This is a genomic window from Burkholderia anthina, from assembly GCF_902498995.1.
Taxonomy (GTDB): Bacteria; Pseudomonadota; Gammaproteobacteria; order Burkholderiales; family Burkholderiaceae; genus Burkholderia; species Burkholderia anthina.
Genome location: NZ_CABVLY010000009.1, coordinates 136,279 through 154,323 on the forward strand (window position 1 = coordinate 136,279; position 18,045 = coordinate 154,323).

At 60.1% G+C, this 18,045-nt stretch carries 17 protein-coding genes; 1 reads left to right on the plus strand and 16 read right to left on the minus strand.

Features of this window, described 5'->3' with window-relative positions:
* Nucleotides 1–11: 11 nt before the first annotated feature.
* The 15 genes from trbJ to panE form a co-directional block, all read right to left on the minus strand.
* Nucleotides 12–740 (minus strand): P-type conjugative transfer protein TrbJ, encoded by a 729-nt coding sequence (trbJ, locus tag BME24068_RS14175; protein WP_174926456.1) that lies wholly within the window; start codon nucleotides 738–740, stop codon nucleotides 12–14.
* Nucleotides 737–3,187, minus strand: a complete 2,451-nt coding sequence (trbE, locus tag BME24068_RS14180) for a conjugal transfer protein TrbE (RefSeq protein WP_174926457.1) — start codon at nucleotides 3,185–3,187, stop codon at nucleotides 737–739. Before trbE ends, trbJ begins: the two co-directional genes overlap by 4 nt.
* Before the next feature lie 14 nt (nucleotides 3,188–3,201).
* Nucleotides 3,202–3,471, minus strand: coding sequence for a VirB3 family type IV secretion system protein (locus tag BME24068_RS14185; protein ID WP_174926458.1), 270 nt, complete (start codon nucleotides 3,469–3,471; stop codon nucleotides 3,202–3,204).
* On the minus strand, nucleotides 3,468–3,851 hold the full coding sequence (locus BME24068_RS14190) for a TrbC/VirB2 family type IV secretion system protein (protein ID WP_174926459.1): 384 nt from the start codon (nucleotides 3,849–3,851) through the stop codon (nucleotides 3,468–3,470). Before BME24068_RS14190 ends, BME24068_RS14185 begins: the two co-directional genes overlap by 4 nt.
* Nucleotides 3,848–4,873: a P-type conjugative transfer ATPase TrbB gene (gene trbB / locus BME24068_RS14195; RefSeq protein ID WP_174926460.1), complete on the minus strand. Its 1,026-nt coding sequence runs from the start codon at nucleotides 4,871–4,873 to the stop codon at nucleotides 3,848–3,850. Before trbB ends, BME24068_RS14190 begins: the two co-directional genes overlap by 4 nt.
* Nucleotides 4,870–5,334, minus strand: a complete 465-nt coding sequence (locus BME24068_RS14200; RefSeq protein ID WP_174926461.1) for a ribbon-helix-helix protein, CopG family — start codon at nucleotides 5,332–5,334, stop codon at nucleotides 4,870–4,872. Before BME24068_RS14200 ends, trbB begins: the two co-directional genes overlap by 4 nt.
* Nucleotides 5,331–7,334: a conjugal transfer protein TraG gene (locus tag BME24068_RS14205; RefSeq protein WP_174926462.1), complete on the minus strand. Its 2,004-nt coding sequence runs from the start codon at nucleotides 7,332–7,334 to the stop codon at nucleotides 5,331–5,333. Before BME24068_RS14205 ends, BME24068_RS14200 begins: the two co-directional genes overlap by 4 nt.
* A gap of 246 nt (nucleotides 7,335–7,580) precedes the next feature.
* Complete coding sequence (locus BME24068_RS14210) at nucleotides 7,581–8,126, minus strand: GNAT family N-acetyltransferase (RefSeq protein WP_174926463.1); 546 nt, start codon at nucleotides 8,124–8,126, stop codon at nucleotides 7,581–7,583.
* Between the two features lie 49 nt (nucleotides 8,127–8,175).
* Entirely contained in the window at nucleotides 8,176–8,424 is a 249-nt protein-coding gene (locus BME24068_RS14215) for an EexN family lipoprotein (RefSeq protein ID WP_174926464.1), read from the minus strand.
* Nucleotides 8,421–9,365 carry a LysR family transcriptional regulator gene (locus tag BME24068_RS14220; protein WP_174926465.1) on the minus strand — a complete coding sequence of 315 codons (945 nt, stop codon included), beginning with the start codon at nucleotides 9,363–9,365 and terminating at the stop codon, nucleotides 8,421–8,423. The genes BME24068_RS14215 and BME24068_RS14220 overlap by 4 nt, the downstream gene beginning before the upstream one ends.
* 42 nt (nucleotides 9,366–9,407) lie before the next feature.
* A complete protein-coding gene (gene cysK / locus BME24068_RS14225; RefSeq protein WP_174926466.1) occupies nucleotides 9,408–10,328 on the minus strand; it encodes a cysteine synthase A in 921 nt (306 codons plus the stop codon).
* Nucleotides 10,329–10,551: 223 nt separating this feature from the next.
* Nucleotides 10,552–11,364 carry an isocitrate lyase/PEP mutase family protein gene (locus BME24068_RS14230; protein ID WP_174926467.1) on the minus strand — a complete coding sequence of 271 codons (813 nt, stop codon included), beginning with the start codon at nucleotides 11,362–11,364 and terminating at the stop codon, nucleotides 10,552–10,554.
* A 67-nt stretch (nucleotides 11,365–11,431) separates the two neighbouring features.
* Nucleotides 11,432–12,601: a YbfB/YjiJ family MFS transporter gene (locus BME24068_RS14235; RefSeq protein ID WP_239007612.1), complete on the minus strand. Its 1,170-nt coding sequence runs from the start codon at nucleotides 12,599–12,601 to the stop codon at nucleotides 11,432–11,434.
* A gap of 73 nt (nucleotides 12,602–12,674) precedes the next feature.
* Complete coding sequence (locus tag BME24068_RS14240; protein WP_174926468.1) at nucleotides 12,675–13,166, minus strand: PaaI family thioesterase; 492 nt, start codon at nucleotides 13,164–13,166, stop codon at nucleotides 12,675–12,677.
* Nucleotides 13,167–13,179: 13 nt separating this feature from the next.
* Complete coding sequence (panE, locus tag BME24068_RS14245; RefSeq protein WP_174926469.1) at nucleotides 13,180–14,097, minus strand: 2-dehydropantoate 2-reductase; 918 nt, start codon at nucleotides 14,095–14,097, stop codon at nucleotides 13,180–13,182.
* A 118-nt stretch (nucleotides 14,098–14,215) separates the two neighbouring features.
* Between panE and BME24068_RS14250 the strand changes: the two genes are divergently transcribed.
* On the plus strand, nucleotides 14,216–15,598 hold the full coding sequence (locus BME24068_RS14250; protein ID WP_174926470.1) for an aminotransferase-like domain-containing protein: 1,383 nt from the start codon (nucleotides 14,216–14,218) through the stop codon (nucleotides 15,596–15,598).
* A gap of 258 nt (nucleotides 15,599–15,856) precedes the next feature.
* Here the strand turns inward: BME24068_RS14250 and BME24068_RS14255 are convergent, their stop codons facing one another.
* A complete protein-coding gene (locus BME24068_RS14255; RefSeq protein ID WP_174926471.1) occupies nucleotides 15,857–17,815 on the minus strand; it encodes a relaxase/mobilization nuclease and DUF3363 domain-containing protein in 1,959 nt (652 codons plus the stop codon).
* Nucleotides 17,816–18,045: the final 230 nt, after the last annotated feature.

An 18,045-nucleotide genomic window follows, 5' to 3' on the forward strand; every position in this document is an offset into this window, starting at 1 on the left:
GGCCGTGCCCGTCAGTTGCCGTAGAAATTCACCGGCTGCGGCGTGTACGGCGTGCCGGTGCCGAGGAAACGCTGCGTGATGACGCGGCCTTGTTCGACGGCGGCGGCCTCTCGCGCCAGTTCCAGCGCCGATGCGCGGCCCTGCGTGAGCTGAAGCTGTTGCGCCTGGATCGACTGCTTGGCCTGCAAGGCGAGAAGCTGATTGGTCGCCTGCTGGGCTTGCAAGGCGCCGGTGGCTGACTGGCTCTGGCCCACAAGGTCGGTCAGCACGCCTTCGTCGCTGGTCACGTTCTGCGATACCTGCGCCTGCATCTGCATCGCGGTCTGCAAGCCGTTGAGCGTGTTCTGCCAACGCTGGTGCGCGTCCTGGTACATCTGGTTGCCCGTCACGGTGGCGGTGTACTGCTGCGGATACAACTGCGCGAACTGCTGGTCCATGCTCTGCACCTGGAACGCCAGTCCCTGCGCCTGCGTGATGAGCTGCTGCGTGGTCGCCAGCGTCGATTGCAGCCGACTGACGACGTTGAACGGCAAACTCTCCAGATTGCGCGCCTGATTTATCAGCGACTGCGCCTGGTTCTGGAGTTGCCGGACTTGGTTGTTGATCTGCTCCAAAGTGCGTGCGGCCGTCATCGTGTTCTGCACAAGATTGGTCGCGTCGATGACGGCCCATTGCGCGTGCGCGACAGGCATCACACCGATGAACGTGGCAATGGCGATGGCAAGAAAGCGAATTTTCATGGCGAAACCTCCAGCGGTTGAGGAGCGAGGAAGGACGCGGCGGATGGCGCGGACGGCAAAAGGTCGGCCGCCCAATCGAGGCCGCGGTGGCGCAGCCAAGCACCCGAGAAGCCGGGAGCACCCGCCTGTGTCAGCACGCGGTCGATGTTGCGTTGGTCTTGGGGTGTCGAGGCGCCCGCGAACGCGAGCGCGACCGGCCCTAGGTCGAGGTCGAACAGGCGATTGCCTGCGGTGGACTGGTAGTAGTAGTCGCGCTTGGGCTGTGCAGTAGCCACGATCTCGATCTGCCGACTGTTGAGGCCGAAGCCTTCGTAGATCGTGCGAATCTGCGGCTCGGCCGCCTGCGGGTTCGGCAGAAAAATACGGCTCGCGCAGCTCTCGATGATTGCGGGCGCGATGGTCGAATCCTTGATGTCCGCGAGCGACTGCGTGGCGAAGATGACGCTGACGTTCTTCTTGCGCAGCGTCTTGAGCCACTGGCGGATGCGCGCCGCGAACACCGGGTCATCGAGGAACAGCCAGGACTCGTCAAGGATCAGCAGCGTCGGCACACCGTCGAACCGCTCATCGAAACGCGCAAACAGATAGCCCAGCACGGCCAGCACCGCGGCCTTGCTGTGCATCAGTTCCTCCATCTCAAAGCACTGCACGTCAGCCGCGCCGAGCCGGTCGTGATCGGCGTCGAGCAGCTTGCCGTGTGCGCCGCCGAGCACATACGGCGCAAGCGCCTGGCGCAGCGCGTTCGATTGCAGCAGCACCGACAGGCCCGTAAGCGTGCGCTGTTCGAGCGGCGCACCGGCAAGGCTGCCGAGCGCCGACCAGATGGCCGCCTTCTCGTCGGGGCCGACGGCGATGCCTTCGTATGTCAGGCGGCCTTCGACCCATTCGGCGGCCCAGGTGCGATAGCCCTCCAGGTCGGTGCGCGCGAGCGGCTGGAATGCGATCGCGCCATCGGCGCCGAGGTCGTAGTGTTCGCCGCCCAGGCCCAGCGTCGTCGCCCGCATCGAGCGCCCCATGTCGAAAGCGAAGATGCGCGCACCGGGATAGCGGCGGAACTGCATCGCCAGCGTGGCGAGCAGTACGGATTTACCCATGCCGGTCGGACCAGCAATCAGCGTGTGGCCCACGTCGCCGATATGTGTCACCAGCCGGAACGGAGTCGCGCCTTCGGTACGGGTCACGATCAGCGGCGGGCCGTCGAGGTGCGCGTTCCTCTCCGGCCCGGCCCATACCGCCGACACCGGCATCAGGTGCGCGAGATTCAGCGTCGAAACGATGGGTTGGCGCACGTTCGCATACGCATGGCCCGGCACCGACGACAGCCATGCCTCCACCGAATTGAGGGTTTCGGGGATCGTCACGAAGCCCCGGCCCTGAATCACGCGCTCGACCTGGCGCAGCTTCTCGTCAGCCGTGTTGGCATCGCTATCGAGCACGGTGACGGTCGCGGTGACGAAGCCGAAGGCGACTTGATCGCTACCAAGCTCCTGCATCGCCGCATCCGCGTCGGCGGCCTTGTTGCTCGCGTCTGTATCGACCAGCGGGCTTTCCTGCTGGAAGATCGTCTCGCGCAGCAGCGCGAGGACGTTCTTGCGCTTCGCGAACCACTGCCGGCGTAGCCGCCCGAGTTCCTTCTCGGCCTCGGCCTTGTCCAGACACAGAAAGCGCGTGCTCCAGCGGTAGGCGAAACCGAGCCGGTTGAGGTCGTCCAGAATCCCCGGCCAGGTCGAGGTCGGAAACCCGCGCACGGTGACGACGCGCAGGTGCCGATCGCCGAGTATCGGCGCCAGGCCGCCAACCAGCGGCATGTCGGCCAGCAGCGCGTCGAGGTGGAACGGCACTTCCGGGACAGCCAGCCGATAGTGCCGTGTCGAGACGGTCGCGTGCAGGTAGGTCAGCGTGTCGGCATCGTCGAGCCAATCGATCTCCGGCATCACGCCGTCGAGCAGATCGAAGATGCGGCTGGTTTCAGAAACGAACGCGGCCAGGCGTTCTCGCCAATCCACGCCATTGGTCGGGGAGTTCTCGTATAGCAACTTGGCCGCGCGTGCCCGTGATTCTTCCGGCGGCAGGTATTGAAGCGTGAGGTGATAGCCGCTCTCGAAGTGGTTGCCCGATTCCTCGAACGTCGCGCGGCGTTCTTCGTCCACCAGCCAAGACAGCGGCTCGGGAAAATCCGAGTGTGGATAGTCGGCTGCCGGCCGGCGTTCGGCTTCGACGTACAACGCCCAGCCGGCGCCGAGCCGGCGCAGCGCGTTGTTCAGGCGCGCGGTCGTGGCGATTAGCTCGCTCTGCGTCGCGCTGTCCAGGTCAGGCCCGCGAAAGCGCGCCGTGCGCTGGAAGCTACCGTCCTTGTTGAGCACGACGCCGGGCGCGACTAGGCCGGCCCACGGCAGCCAGTCGGCAAGCAAGGCCGGACGGTGACGGTATTCGGCGAGGTTCAGCATCGCGGCGTCTCCCGTCACACGTCCAAAAGCGGCTTGTGCCGAAGATGCCGGGCGAACACCTGCATGAACTGCGCATCCACGCGCGCGCCCCACACGGCGAGCGAATGCCCGACGATCCAGAGCACGACACCGGGAATCCACAGTTGCAGGCCCAGCCCGACCGCACCGGATAGCGTGCCGTTGGCAATCGCCACGGTGCGCGGCGCACCGCCCATCAGGATCGGCTCGGTGAGCGAGCGATGCAGTGGCACCTCGAAGCCCGGCAGGTCATTGGCCGTATTCATACGACGGCCCCGCCGGAGAAGCTGAAGAACGATAGGAAGAAGCTCGATGCCGCGAACGCGATGGACAGGCCGAACACGATCTGGATCAGCTTGCGGAAGCCTCCGCTGGTGTCGCCGAAAGCCAGTGCCAGGCCAGTCGAAATGATGATGATGACGGCGATGATCTTGGAGACTGGCCCCTGAATGGAATCGAGGATGGATTGCAATGGGGTTTCCCAAGGCATCGACGAACCGGATGCCCGTGCCGTGCCAGCCGCCATCAGCATGACCGCAGCGAGCAGCAGGCCGTGATGCGCGGGGCCAGCCAGTCGGCGCAGGCGCGCGACGCACGAAACCGGATTTACGAAAAAGCGGAAAGCATGGGTGTGCATCTGCGTCATGGCAGTTCTCCAGGTTGGTCAGAGGACGGGAAAGAAAGCGGCAGCTCAGGAAGCGGTGCTTCCAGCACATCCGCCAAGCGGTAGCCCACGCCATCGAAACCGAGCACGCGGGCGATGCTCTCGATGCGGCGACGCCGGCCGCGGCCGGCGATGTGGATGACGACGTTGACCGCTTCGGCGACGAGCGCACGCGGCGGGTTCACGGCCACTTCGAGAATCAGTTGCTCCAAGCGCAACAGCGCGCCGAGCGCGGAGCCAGCATGAATCGTGGCGATGCCGCCCGGATGCCCGGTGCCCCACACCTTGATGAGATCCAGCGCCTCGCCGCCGCGTACCTCGCCGACAATCACGCGGTCGGGACGCAATCGCATCGTGGCGCGCACCAGCTCGGTCATCGACACGACGCCCGCGCGCGTGCGCAGCGGAACGTGATCGCGCGCCGCACATTGGAGCTCTACGGTGTCTTCAAGTACCAGCACGCGGTCGCCGGTGGCGGCGATTTCCGCGAGCAAGGCATTGGCAAGCGTGGTCTTGCCGGTGCTGGTGCCGCCGGCGATGAGGATGTTCTGCCGCTCGTGTACCGCGTCACGCAGGAATGCGGCCTGTTCGACCGTCATCATCCCGTCGGTGATGTAGCGTTCCAGCGGAATGACGCCAACCGCGCGCTTACGCAGCGCGAAGGCCGGCCCCGGCGCGGCCGGTGGCAGGATGCCCTCGAAGCGTTCGCCCGTCTCAGGCAGCTCGGCGGTCAAGAGCGGTTGGCCGCGATGCACTTCTGCACCGACGTGTGCGGCGACTAGGCGGATGATGCGTTCGCCGTCTTCTTCGGACAGCTCGGCGCCCATTGGGGCGCGGCCTGACGACAGGCGATCAACCCATAGCGTGTGGTCGGGATTGAGCATGATTTCCACCACGTCTGGGTCTTCGAGCGCGGCGGCGATCAGCGGCCCCATTGCCGTGCGCAACATGCGGATACGCCGGTCGAGCGACGTGGTGGCGAAGGACTGCGGCACGTCGCTCATGACGCACGCTCCTCGGCCTCGGCCAATGCCGCCGCGTCGTGGAGTCGTGCAGTGTCGGGATTCAACTCCTCCACCACGTCGCGCACGAGACTGCGGCCGCGCATCAGGTGGCGGCCGAGCTGTTCGACGAATTGCTCGAAACGCGCCTTGCCCTGCGCGCGGGCGGCTTCCTGAAGGGCTTCGGGAACCGGCGTGCTGACGGTCAGGTAGTAGCGGACGAACAGCGCCAGCGTCTCGATCTCGATGTTCTGGTCGCGCTCCAGCCGCTCGAACTGGCGTGTCAGCCGGTCGAGCCGCTTGGCGATGGCAGCCTCACGCTGGTCGCCCGCGTCGGGCGACAACCAGGACGCGAGCGCCGCCGCGACGATGCTGGATTTCGAGACGCCTTTCTTGGCGGCCAGTTCGTCGAGGCGTTTGGCGTGTTCGCGCGGAATGAACAGGTTGAGGCGGTACTGGCTCATAACTCGATCCCATCTAGTTGGTCGAGGGACGCCAGCCGGGCCGCGCGTTGCATGGCCGGATCAAGCTGACGAGGAAGCGGCAGCGGCAAGTCGTCGTCATCGAGCAGCGCTAGGTCGTTGTCGGCGGATTGCGGTTCGGGGCTGTATTCGGCGACTTCGGACAGTTCCGGTTGGCGACGTGGGCCGCCGTCGTCTGCAATGCTGGTGTCGTCGCCAGCGAGGCCGGCTGAGACAGGGGCCGCTGGAACGGCGGGAATCGCCAGCCCGCTCCAGTCGTCGGGCCGCAGCGGCGGCGCATCGACATAGCGCCCGGCCGCAAGCGCGGGCGGCGGCAGCACGCGGCGCTTGAAATTGGCGTCGGCGTAGTAGCGCAGCTTCTTGGCGCGAATCGGCGCGACGCTGGATACCATCACCACTTCATCGCCAGGCGGGAGCTGCATCACTTCACCCGGCGTGAGCAGAGGACGCGCGGTTTCCTGACGCGACACCATCAAGTGCCCGAGCCACGGCGCGAGCCGGTGGCCAGCGTAGTTGCGCTGCGCGCGCAGCTCGGTTGCGGTGCCGAGCGTTTCGGAGATTCGCTTGGCGGTGCGTTCGTCGTTGGTGGCGAACGTCACGCGCACATGGCAGTTATCAAGGATGGAGTGGTTCTGACCGTAGGCTTTGTCGATCTGATTGAGCGACTGCGCGATGAGGAAACTACGGATGCCGTAGCCGGCCATGAATGCCAGCGCTGTCTCGAAGAAGTCGAGCCGGCCCAGCGCCGGAAACTCGTCAAGCATCAGCAGCAGCTTGTGGCGGCGCGCGATGCCGTCGCTGCCGTCTAGCGATTCGGTCAGACGCCGGCCGATCTGGTTGAGGATCAGGCGCACCAGCGGTTTCGTGCGGCTGATGTCGGACGGCGGCACGACGAGGTACAGCGAGACGGGATGTTGGGATGCGATCAGATCGGCGATGCGCCAGTCGCAGCGCGAAGTGACTTCGGCCACCGTGGGGTCGCGGTACAGGCCGAGGAATGACATGGCGGTGCTCAACACGCCAGAACGCTCGTTGTCCGACTTGTTGAGCACTTCGCGCGCAGCAGACGCGACGACGGGATGCGACGTATCGCCCAGGTGGCGCGTCGTCATCATCCGATGCAGTGTCAACTCGAACGGGCAAGCCGGATCGGACAGGAAGTTGGCAACACCACGCAGCGTCTTGTCCTCGCCTGCGTAGAGCACATGCAGGATCGCGCCGACCAGCAGCGCGTGTGAGGTCTTCTCCCAATGGTTGCGCTTCTCCAACGCGCCTTCGGGATCGACCAGAATGTCTGCAATGTTCTGTACGTCGCGCACTTCATACGCGCCGCGCCGGACTTCGAGCAGCGGGTTGTACGCGGCCGACCTCGCATCGGTCGGGTTGAACAGCAGGCAATGCGAGAAGCACGAGCGCCAACCGGCCGTGATCTGCCAGTTCTCGCCCTTGATGTCGTGAATGACGGCGGACGCCGGCCAGCTCAACAGCGTCGGCACGACAAGGCCGACGCCCTTGCCCGAGCGCGTCGGCGCGAAAGTCAGTACGTGTTCTGGACCTTCATGCCGCAGGTACTGACCGCGATGCAGGCCGAGGAATACGCCGGCCGGCTTGTCGAGGCCGGCTTTGTGAATATCGGCGGTTTCGGCCCAGCGCGCCGAACCATAGGTCGTGACGAGCTTCGACTGCCGCGAGCGCCAAACCGACATGGTGATGGCGACCAGCACGGCCACCAGGCCGCTGCCGGCCGCGATGGCCCCGCCTATGTTGAAGATGCGTGGCGCGTAACCGTCGTAGAGGAACCACCACCCGAACAGCCGCCACGGGTAGTAGACCGGCGTACCGAAGAAATCAAACCACGGCGAGCCAAGGCGTAGCTGGAAGGCAAGAGCCGCTGCTGTCCACTGTGTCGCGGCCTCTACGCCTGCGATCACAACGCCGAACACGACGGCAACCTGTCCGAACAGCACGCCTTGACCTTGCATCCTGGCCTCCGCTTTCTCCTGCACAACACGCGGCACAAAGGCGTGCCGCACATGCGAGGATCAGAGTCAGGTCTAGGGCCGGTCAAAGACCGTTATCGGGAGAAACGTCGAGGAAAAAGCAAGATTCCGCGCAGAGTCGAACTAAAGCGAAACGCCGCAAGCGATGGCGCATTGCGGCGTGGCGAGTTAAAAAAATGGAGATTTTGGTGAAAAGATGACGAACTAGACTTTGGCTCGGCGAGCTTCTTAGCCATCCTGCGGTTGTACCGGCGTTTCCAAATTGAGTTGATAGAATGCCGCATCCAACCAGCGACCAAACTTAAATCCGACCTGGGGAAACGTGCCGGAATGTACGAACCCCAGTCGCTCATGCAAGTTGATGCTGGGGGTATTGGTGGCATCGATGCACCCGACCAGTACGTGCAGTTGGGCCTTACGTGCACGCAAAATCAAGTCGTTCATCAGAAGCTTGCCAAGACCACGTCCCCGCTGCTCGTAATGCACATATACGCTGTGTTCTACTGTGTATTTGTAGGCAGGAAATGCGCGAAACGAGCCCCAACTTGCAAAGCCCAACAATTTTCCCGAAGCATCGACGGCGCCCACGACAGGAAATCCATTTGCTTTCTTGGTGGCAAACCAGTTAGTCATCGCCTGCGGCGGCCGAGGAACATAGTCATACAAGGCCGTCGAGTTGACGATAGCCTCGTTCAATATCGCCAGAATGGCGGATGCGTGTTCTGCTTCGCAGCAGTCGATGAGCCGCACATCGTCAGGTGTGTGGGAAGTCATGGAAACTCCTCGTGGTTAATAGCTGGAATTGGTACCGACTCGCCCACGATCAGAACTTGGGCTGCTCCTTAGGTGGTTTATACGGAGTCTGGCCATTGCCGAAAAAACGCCGATTGATTGCCTCGGCCGCACGATCACAGAGAGCATCGCCAAGCTTGGCACGATCTGTCTTGCACTGCTGATGCAGTTCCTTCAAACGCTCTGGGTTTGCCGCGAGCGAGTCAACTGTTTCGACCAGCTCGGACTTACCGCAAGCAGCTAACATTGAAGCAAGCAGAAGAAAGATGACCTTTTTCATGGTTCGATTTCCTCCGAAGCGCTGGAATCAGGCAATACGGCCGGCTCCTTGGTAGGAGACAATCCCAAGGTATTTGTCCGTTCAACGAAGCGAGCTAGTGTTTCCGAAAGTTCGTTATCTGATCGGAGTAAGTACGTGGTGAGCATGGCTGCACGACCAGCTAACGGTCGGGCTACCACGCCGGGCTCGCGGCTGGCGGCGATCTGCGAGGCACCAATCAAACCCAAGGCGAATCCTGCCGCCACCAGTGCCATCATCAAATCGACGGACGAAACCCGTTCAGCGACTAACGGCTCGCGATCGACACGACGCAGTACGCGTTCGATTTGCCTTGCGTAGCCTTCACATGCGTGAGGATTTCCAAGTACCAGTGGATAGTGCAGAACTTCCTCAAGAGGGATGCGCTTGTATGTCATTAGAGGGTGGCGCGCTGGCATCGCCACCATCAATGGATCGTCCCAAACAGCTTCAGCAAGAATGCCGTCTCCGACATCATCTGATCGAGCAAATCCCACATCGTACAAATCGTCGTGCAATCCTTTGATCTGTTGCGCTAATGGAACCTCGAACAGACGTATCTCGATCTCGGGTTCTTCTTGGCGGCACAACGCCAGAAAGGTTGAGAAGCGCGACGGTGGGATGCCATCTGAGAGTGCGACGCGCAACTGACTATGAAATCCATTAGCGGCAGCCCGCACGCTATCTCGCGCCTGCTGTAAAGCAGTGAAGACGCGCGGCACATGCTCCATAAACAGCTTTCCTGCAAGAGTTAGCCGGGTACTTCGTGTAGTGCGAACAAAAAGCTGGATGCCAAGATCTTCTTCCAACTCCTTGATCGCTCGTGACAGTGGAGATTGTTCAATGTGCAGTCGTTCCGCTGCACGCGCAAAGTGCAATTCTTCTGCAACGGCCAGAAAGCACTTCAGATGCCGAAGTTCCATCAACCGTTGCCTCCAGTGACGATGCAGCGAACCAGGCCGAACTTACGAGTGATCGAAAAGCCCCGAGCTAGCGTAACGATCACCAGTGTCCGGCAGGATGGCTACTACTGTCTTGCCCTGCATATCTGGCCGCTGCAACAGAGACAAAGAAGCGTGAATCGCCGCTCCACCTGATATACCAGCGCAAATGCCTTCGCGTTTCGCCAACATACGTGCTGCGCTGAAGGCGTCATCGTTTGACACCGCGATCACCTCGTCAACGAGTTGGCGATCAAACAGAGGAGGTACAAAACCGACCCCAATGCCGGGAATACGATGCTGTCCCGCTTTACCGCCGGAAAGCACATTGGAATCCAGCGGTTCGACTGCAACAACGTGCAAGTTGGGTTTTTTCTCTTTCAATGCGCCTGCCGTCCCAATGAGAGTTCCACCTGTACCGACAGCAGCAACCAGAACATCAATATCTCCGCTCGTATCGGCCCAAATTTCTTCGGCAGTAGTGCGACGGTGTACTGCTGTGTTCGACTGGTTGTTGAACTGGTCCAGGAGAATCGCTCCCGGAATCTCTTGCAGGAGCTTCTTCGCAAGCTGCACAGCGTCCGCCATCAAGATACCCGGCGTGTGGCGCACTTCGGCACCAAAATGTCGCAGCAGAGCCGTTCGTTCTTCCGACATGACTTCAGGCATCACGACGATTAAGTGATATCCCTTTACAGCTGCGGCGACAGCGAGGCCAATACCGGTGTTTCCTGCCGTTGCTTCGATCAACGTAGCACCGGGCTTGATCCGGCCACTCGCCTCTGCATCCTCGATCAAAGCTAAACCAACGCGATCCTTCACGCTGCCCCCCGGATTACGCATTTCCAGCTTTGCGAGAATGGAGCCAAACCGATCGCCGCCTAGTCGGCTCAACCTCACGAGTGGCGTGCGACCAATGGTGCGGGTTATGTCGTCGTAGATCATGATGTTCTCCTATGAAATCTTCCAAAGGTGTTAGGCAATAGAGCCAGTCGCATATTCTCTGTCCCATATCGACAACTTCACCAGAGACAGAACAGGTACAGATTTGTATTACTGTACCGGTACATAAACATGGACGGATTGACTAATTTCCTATCAGAAGGAGATCAGATCCTCGTGACAGAGCTACGGTGAGAGACATGCACCACATCGAGCCGGGAGGTGCTTACGTCCTGGCCCGCACGGACGAGAAGAAGGCTGAAGAGTCGGCTGAAAAGTCCTTGATTGCCTGACGAAACGCTCGCCGCACGAATTCGAACGGCGCCCCCCCAAGGCTTATCCGCCTGGCTCCAGCAGAGGCCAATTCATCGACAGTTGGACAACCGGGTACCATCATGATATTCAGCGGCAGATCGATCGACTGACTTAGCCGCTGTATCAATGGCAATTCAGTTAACCCTGGTACGAATAGCCCGTTGGCTCCGGCCTCCTGGTACAGCTTGCATCGCCGGATAGCCTCATCAACGAGCGTTTCAGTCTGTCGCCTTTCGAGAAGTATTCCATCGAATCTCGCGTTAATGAACAAGGGTACATTACGGCCATCAGCTGCGGCCCGAGCCCCGGCTATCCGTTCACAATGATGGTCGGCACTAGACAGGATTCGCTTATGATCTAAGAGGCCATCTTCGAGATTGACCCCAACAGCTCCGGCGTCGATTACCAAGGCAACGCTATCCTCAATCGCCTTGGACGTATCTCCAAAACCCGCCTCGAAGTCCACTGTAAGAGGAATGGACGTGGCGCGGCTTATGCTCTCCACTACAGTTAGCAGTGATTGGAGCGGAATATTCTCTCCGTCCTTGTAGCCTAAAGCTGAGGCCACGGAGTGGCTGCTCGTTGCAAGTGCCATATGACTCGCCGCCTCGCATTCGATTGCTGACCACGCGTCCCATACATTGACAAGCACAAGTGGATACTCTTTGCCATGCAGTTGCGAGAATATTTCAGCCTGACGCCGACTTTCTGTGTGATCGCTCACGATGTTCGCTCCATTTTACATATGTAGGAATGCTACTAATGAAATCGTCGATCCGCGTATTTAGTTTTTATCTGATATCGCGATCACGAACGGGTTTGAGAAGAGATAAAGCTAGGCAAGCAAGTGCGCCAATAGTCAACGCTGCTGCGGCTACGCCAAGCGATGCATTGAACCCACCTGTACGTGCTACTAAAGCTGTTGCGAGAGGTGGCCCAGCAATTTGACCACTGGCGTAAATTGCAACCATGAGGCCAATCAGTTTCACCGCTTTAGATCCTCGCAAACGGCGAGCCTCGCGCATCGCAATAGACGTGATGGCCGCAAATGGAACACCGACTAATAGGCTGCTGATGGCGAAGCCCATTACAGTAGGCGACACAATGGCGGTACCAACACCAATGGCTTGAGCCGTGTACAGAACTATCAGGATATGCCTATTGTCGTGATGCAGCCCGATGCGCCCGACCAGCCATGCGCCCACAGTGACACCAACGCCAAACAACGGCCAAAACAACTCAATCCATGTGCTTCCGGGCATCGCATGGCGAGCTATAACGGGCAGGAATGTAGCTGTGATGATGTAGCCGAAACCCGCAAGGCCGAAGATTATTGTTATCGCCACAGCTTCGAGATCGAGCTGCAAAGTCATATGTGATTCGGTAGTCGATGATTCCGACCCCGTCGTCCGACCCACGCGGCGCGAGCGGGACGGCGACCGAAGAATGCGCCAGATGGGTGCGAGCATCGCCACACCGAGAATCGTGAAGGCAGCCCACCCCCAACTCGCGGGCCAATGCGCGGCGGTCATGCCAAATGTAGGCACGCTGGTTAGCAGCACACCGACACCTGGGCCACAGAACATCACCCCGCCCAATTTCAGGTGACCAAGCTCCGCGAGCCGCTGCTGGCTCCAGGCCGTAGCGTAGACCATCACGAACCCGCAGCAAATCCCGGAGATGAATCGCCATGCTCCCCAAAAAAGCATGCCCCCTGGCAACGCCATCGCCAGCGTCATAGCTATGGTAAGTACCAGAGAGGCGCGCACCATCCGGGCGGGATCGGGGCGTATGCAGAGGCTGACTAGCGCTCCGAGGAGGTAGCCGATGTAGTTCATGGTTGCCAAGGCCCCACCCTGATCGAGGGTTACCGTACCTTCACGCAGCATTATCGGCAGCAACGGCGTAAGAACGAACCGACCAAGAGAAAGCGCCATTGCCAGTGAACCAAATCCGGCCATGGCCACGGCCCAAGGTCCAGGCCCATCGCTAATTGTTCTACCAGCACGCATATCCACATTTACCGGCATAATTTCAGGCAACTTCCGCTGGGAAAATCATGCAGGTCTCGCTGCCATGGGCTAACAGCTTTCCTTGTTCATCAAGGAGTCGGCCGTCTGCAGTAGCTATCCGCCCACCCCGGTGAATTACCTTGCCTTCACAGCGCACAAGCCCGCTCGCAGGCAATACTGGACGAACGTAGTTGATCTTCATCTCAATCGTGGTCCAGCCTTCGCCTATCTTGAGTGTCGCGTGAGTCGCAAAGCCCATTGCCGCATCCAGAATAGTTGCCGCCCATCCACCCTGAATCGATCCAATGGGATTGAAGAACCTGGGTGTTGGCCTGCCTATAAAAACAGCGTGCCCGACATCTATTTCCGAAAACTCGATTTCAATCATGTCGGCGAATGGTGGATAGGGGTGGCGGCCGTCGAGAAGACCTTTCATAAAGGTCAGTCCATCTTCTGATAGCAAGACATCCCTCGTAACGATGCCAATATTTCGATTCAAATTTTCGTTAGCCATATTCCCTCCGTCTTTAATGTTGAGCCTCGTAGGCTTTTAGATGTGTATATGCCACGCGCAACAAAGGAACCGGGATGGCTTTTGCAGCAGCTCGTGTCACCAGATCGCCAATCAAGTTATCAGCCTCCACTCGGAAGCCTGCCTGGATGTCACGGAACATAGACGAGGTGAGCGGCGAACCGTCCGCAGTCAGCAATGAAAGCCGCTGCTCGACAAATTGGTCTCTAGGCTCATGGCCATATGCGGTAGCAATCGATTTACATTCTTCAATCAGCGTGGCGATGAAATCTCTACCGCCTGGTGCGCTGAGAATCAGATCGGTGGACGCTCGCATCAGACATGTCGCCGCTGCCAACGGAGTTATAAATATCCACTTTTCCCACATGTCTTGTTCGATGGTCTCGCTGATGGAACCATTGAAGTTTCCAGACCCAATCAAGCGATCAACCGAACGTAGAAGTTCCGGCTGATTATTCCCGCGATCCCCGAAAGTCAGCGACTGGATTGGTTGCAATTGAACGACTTCGCGTTCTTCATTCAATGTCGTATGGATTGTGCATAGCCCACCCAATACGCGCTCTCGCCCGAACTTTTCGTCAAGCATTTCCAGATGCTTCATTCCATTTAGCAACGGAATGATTAAGGTTTGAGGGCCCACGGCCGGTGTGAACGATTGGATGGCATCAATCAAGTCGTAAGACTTGCAGCTCAAAAGGATGACATCGAATTTTTCCGTAAGATCATTGGCCAGAACGATTGGCGGAGAACTAAAAAATACATCTCCGTGCGGGCTATGAATCCTTAGTCCGCCCGAGGTCAGTTCCTTTGCTCGGCCGGGCCGCACGAGGAAAGTCACATCATGGCCAGCTTGCAGCAACCGACCTCCGAAATACCCGCCAATAGCGCCGGCACCAACAGTGAGAACGCGCATAAAACTGGCCTCGTTGAAATGGTCCTTGAACCGTTTCTTATATCAAGCAAGAGCCAGATTAACGAGATACAATCAGGTACGGTTTCAAGAGACTGTACTGGTTCACTGAGAGGTACGGATGAGCAACAGCAGCAAGTCCCCCACCCGCATCGAGGTGGTGATGGCGGTAATACGCAATCGCATAGAGAAGGCTCCAGGCGCAAAGCTTCCTTCGATCCGACAGCTCGCGGAGACGCAAGGCGTATCCAAAACAACTGTCGTCGAGGCTTATGACCGCCTAGTGGCGGAAGGCGAAGTAGAAGTCAAACCAGGGTCGGGCTTCTATGCCTCTGCGCGGGTACGCCCCTTCAAGTTGATGGAGTCGGGTCCGCATTTCGAGCGTGCGATAGATCCGTTATGGATCATGCGTCAGTCCCTGGCTGTCAAGGACCCCTCCTTGATACCCGGTTGTGGCTGGTTGCCCGACGAGTGGATGCCCAGTGAAGTTATGCGGAGAATTTTTCGCGGGGTGGCACGTGAGGAAAAAGCCAATCTCACCGCATACGGAGCACCCCAAGGCTTCCTCCCGATGCGCGAACAATTGGCACGACGGCTGAACGACCGTGACGTTGCCATTGGGCCGGATTCAATTTTGCTCACAGATTCGGCCACGCGCTCAATCGACATAGTGTGTCGATTCCTGCTTCAACCCGGAGATACTGTTTTAGTAGATGACCCTTGCTATTTCAGCTTCCAGTCAACGCTGCAAGCACAGCGCGTAAATATTGTTGGCGTGCCGTACACACCAAACGGGCCGGATCTCGATCGATTTGCTGCGGCGTGCATCGAGCACCATCCCAAAATCTACTTAACAACTGGTGCTTTGCATAATCCAACCGGTGCAAATATCAGCGTCGGAACGGCGCATCGACTGCTTAAGCTAGCTGAACTGCACAACCTTGTACTGGTAGAAGATTGTGTATATGCCGATCTTGAGGATCACCCAACGCCGGGCCTAGCGGCTCTCGACGGTTTTGAACGGGTCATCCTTCTTGGTAGCTTTTCCAAGACCTTAACTGCTGCGTTACGCTGCGGTTTTATCGCTACCCGGAGCGACTGGATCGAGGGACTTATTGATCTTGCTCTTGCCACTAGCTTCGGCATGAGCGACTTGCCCGCACAAATTACCCATCGTCTTCTTGTTGACGGCAGCTATCGTCATCATCTGGACGGCTTACGCCCACGACTGGCGAAAAATATGGCTTCCACGATCGGGCGGCTTGAACACCTAGGTTTCACTCTCTGGACACGGCCAGCGGCGGGAATGTTCGTTTGGGCAAAGCTGCCTGAAGGGCTCAAATCTTCGGAAGTCGCACAAAGAGCTTTGGAGAAACATGTCGTTCTTGCCCCGGGAAACGTTTTTAGTGTCTCCTCCACGGCGGGAGAATATCTACGGTTCAATGTCGCGCAATGCAGCAACAAACGAATCTTTGATGTTCTTGCCAGTGCGATGGATCAATGAACGTGCCCGAGCGAGCGACGCATAACTAGACGATTCCGCCCCCGATCTCCAACACTGTGTATCAATCTCTCTTCCATATACATGTTCACGCGCCTCGCGCCATAACTGCTCATCCGCGATGATGAGATGACCCGGTTCGACCGACTTGGGAATAGATCGAACTAGGTCCGATTTTCAATGGTGTTGATATGCGCCGCGTCCAGCCGTGGGATGTACTGCAGAAGTTTGGGGGAGGAGAAAGACAACGCCCTGTCGTAGTCATATTGAGGGGGAGCGCTGATGGCCCCAACTCCACGACACTCCGCTGCCGCGCACTGTAGCGGTAAGTTGCTGCCCTAGCCGTTGTTCGATCACAGGCTTCCACGGCACCAGCGAGAAACCCATGCCGTCATCGAGCATCGCGTAGCGCCCGCTGGCGAGCATGACGTTGCGCCGATAGACGCCGACCACGCGCTGCCCGGCGACCACCGGCCGATGCTCCAAGCCGGTTTCGGCGGCTATTTCCTGCGCGGCCTGCGTCAGTTCGCGCCCGCGCAGCGTCGCCAACAGGTTGCGCGCGAGGACAACGCGCTGCCCGTGCTGCTTCGCCAACCCTTGTTCGGCCAGGAAGTCGGCGCGTTCACGTAGAGCGTCCTTCACCTCCGCACCAAAGCCAAGGTCGCCCAGCCCCTTGCCGCCACCGATCAACTGCTGGTCGAGCCAGGTGGCACCGATCGCGCGGACCTGCCGCGCGATGGGCAGGTGCGATTTCAGCTCCACTGCGACACCACCGTCGAGACGCTGCGCGTCGTACTGGCGGCCTCGCTCAGCCAGGCCATCGGGGATACGCCACACGCCTTCAGCTTCGCGCTCAACGATGCCAGCGCGGCGCAAGGCTTCGAGTCGGCGTATATGGGTGGCCACCACCTCGCCCGGATCGCGGTCGGGCATGGCTAGTCCCTGTGCGACGGCAAGGTGATGATCGGTGCGATACACACCATCGACGGCCAGCGCTGCAATGTTCCGGTCAGCGGTACGCACGTCGGCCGCGCCTTTGACTTCCACCACGGCGCCGGTCGGGTACTGCTCCAGCTCCGACCGCGGTGGCAACGCGACGTAGTGCACCTTGCCATCCATGCCATCGACGATCAAGTAGCCCTTGTCGTACAGCTCGTCGGCCAGCCCCTTACCGGCGACGCGACCCACGATGGCACGGCCATCCTTGCTGGCCTGGAACACGGTCAGCTCGCGCTGCTGGCCGCTCATGGCGCGCTGCATGGTGCGGATGATGTCGCCGCGTTCGGCCATTGCCCGCAAGGTCGGCTCGGCCCCGGCATGGATGGCCCATATGCCGGGTTGCTGCTCGGTCGCCAGCCCCATGCGCTGCAAGTATTGCAGGCGACCGATCAGCGCCTGCCGCTGGCGTTGCAATCGGGGTTCGGCGAAGCGTTCGACGCGCACCGAGCCGTCATCGCCGGCCTCGCGCTGCAAGTTGCGATCCAGCCCCGTCCACCGTTCTTGTTCCACCTCGCGCAACATGGCGCGCTGCATTTCCAACTCGGTACGCGGCCCCAGCCATTCCGTTGCCAGCTCCGACGCCCGCTGGCGCATCCCCTCGGCGATGTAGTCGCGGGAGATGATGAGGTCTTTGCCGGTATCGTCCTTGCCGCGCAGGACGACATGCGTGTGCGGGTTGTCCGTGTTCCAGTGATCGACCGCAACCCATTCCAGCCGCGAGCCCAGATCCGCCTCCATGCGCGCCATCAGGTGACGGGTGTAGGTACGCAGGTCGTCGAGCTGTTCGGTATCCTCCGGCGAGACGATGTACCGGAACTGGTGCCGGTCGCCGTCGCCGCGCTTCTTGAACGCTTCAAGGTCGGCATCATCGGTCGTCGGCCCATAGGCGTGCCCTGCCCCACCCTGTCGATCGACACCTTCGCGCTCGATATAGCGCAGGTGTGCGGCGGTCGAGCGCGGCCCGGCCTTCGCCAGATTTACCAGCCTGGCCTTGATCGTCACGCGCCGCGCGTTCGCCCCAAGTCCCCGGCCAGCGAAATGCGCCGCGATGTGGCCGCGACCCAACCGGGAACCGGGGCGCTGGCCGACTTTGCCGGCTGTCTTGCCGAGCTTCGCGCCTGCCTTGTTGGCCTGCCGCAGCACCTTGTTGACGTAGGCATCGCCGCGCTGTTTCGGCGCACCAGGCCGGACGCGGAAACGGTCGTCGTCGCGGTTGCTCATGATGCTGCTCCATCTAAAAGCGTCGCCGTCCAGCGGACGAAGCACGCGGCTTCGCCAACGCCGATGCGGCGTTGCGCACCTTCGCGGCACGCCGCCGGTCCCTGGCGCGTGCCGCACCACCTCCACGTGCAGACAAGGTTTTCAAGCGGCCATGTGCCGCGACCTTTTATCTTGCCTTCCGCCTTTGCCCTGCTCTGTCGCTCCGGGCATCGGCGGCCCGGCGGCGCTGC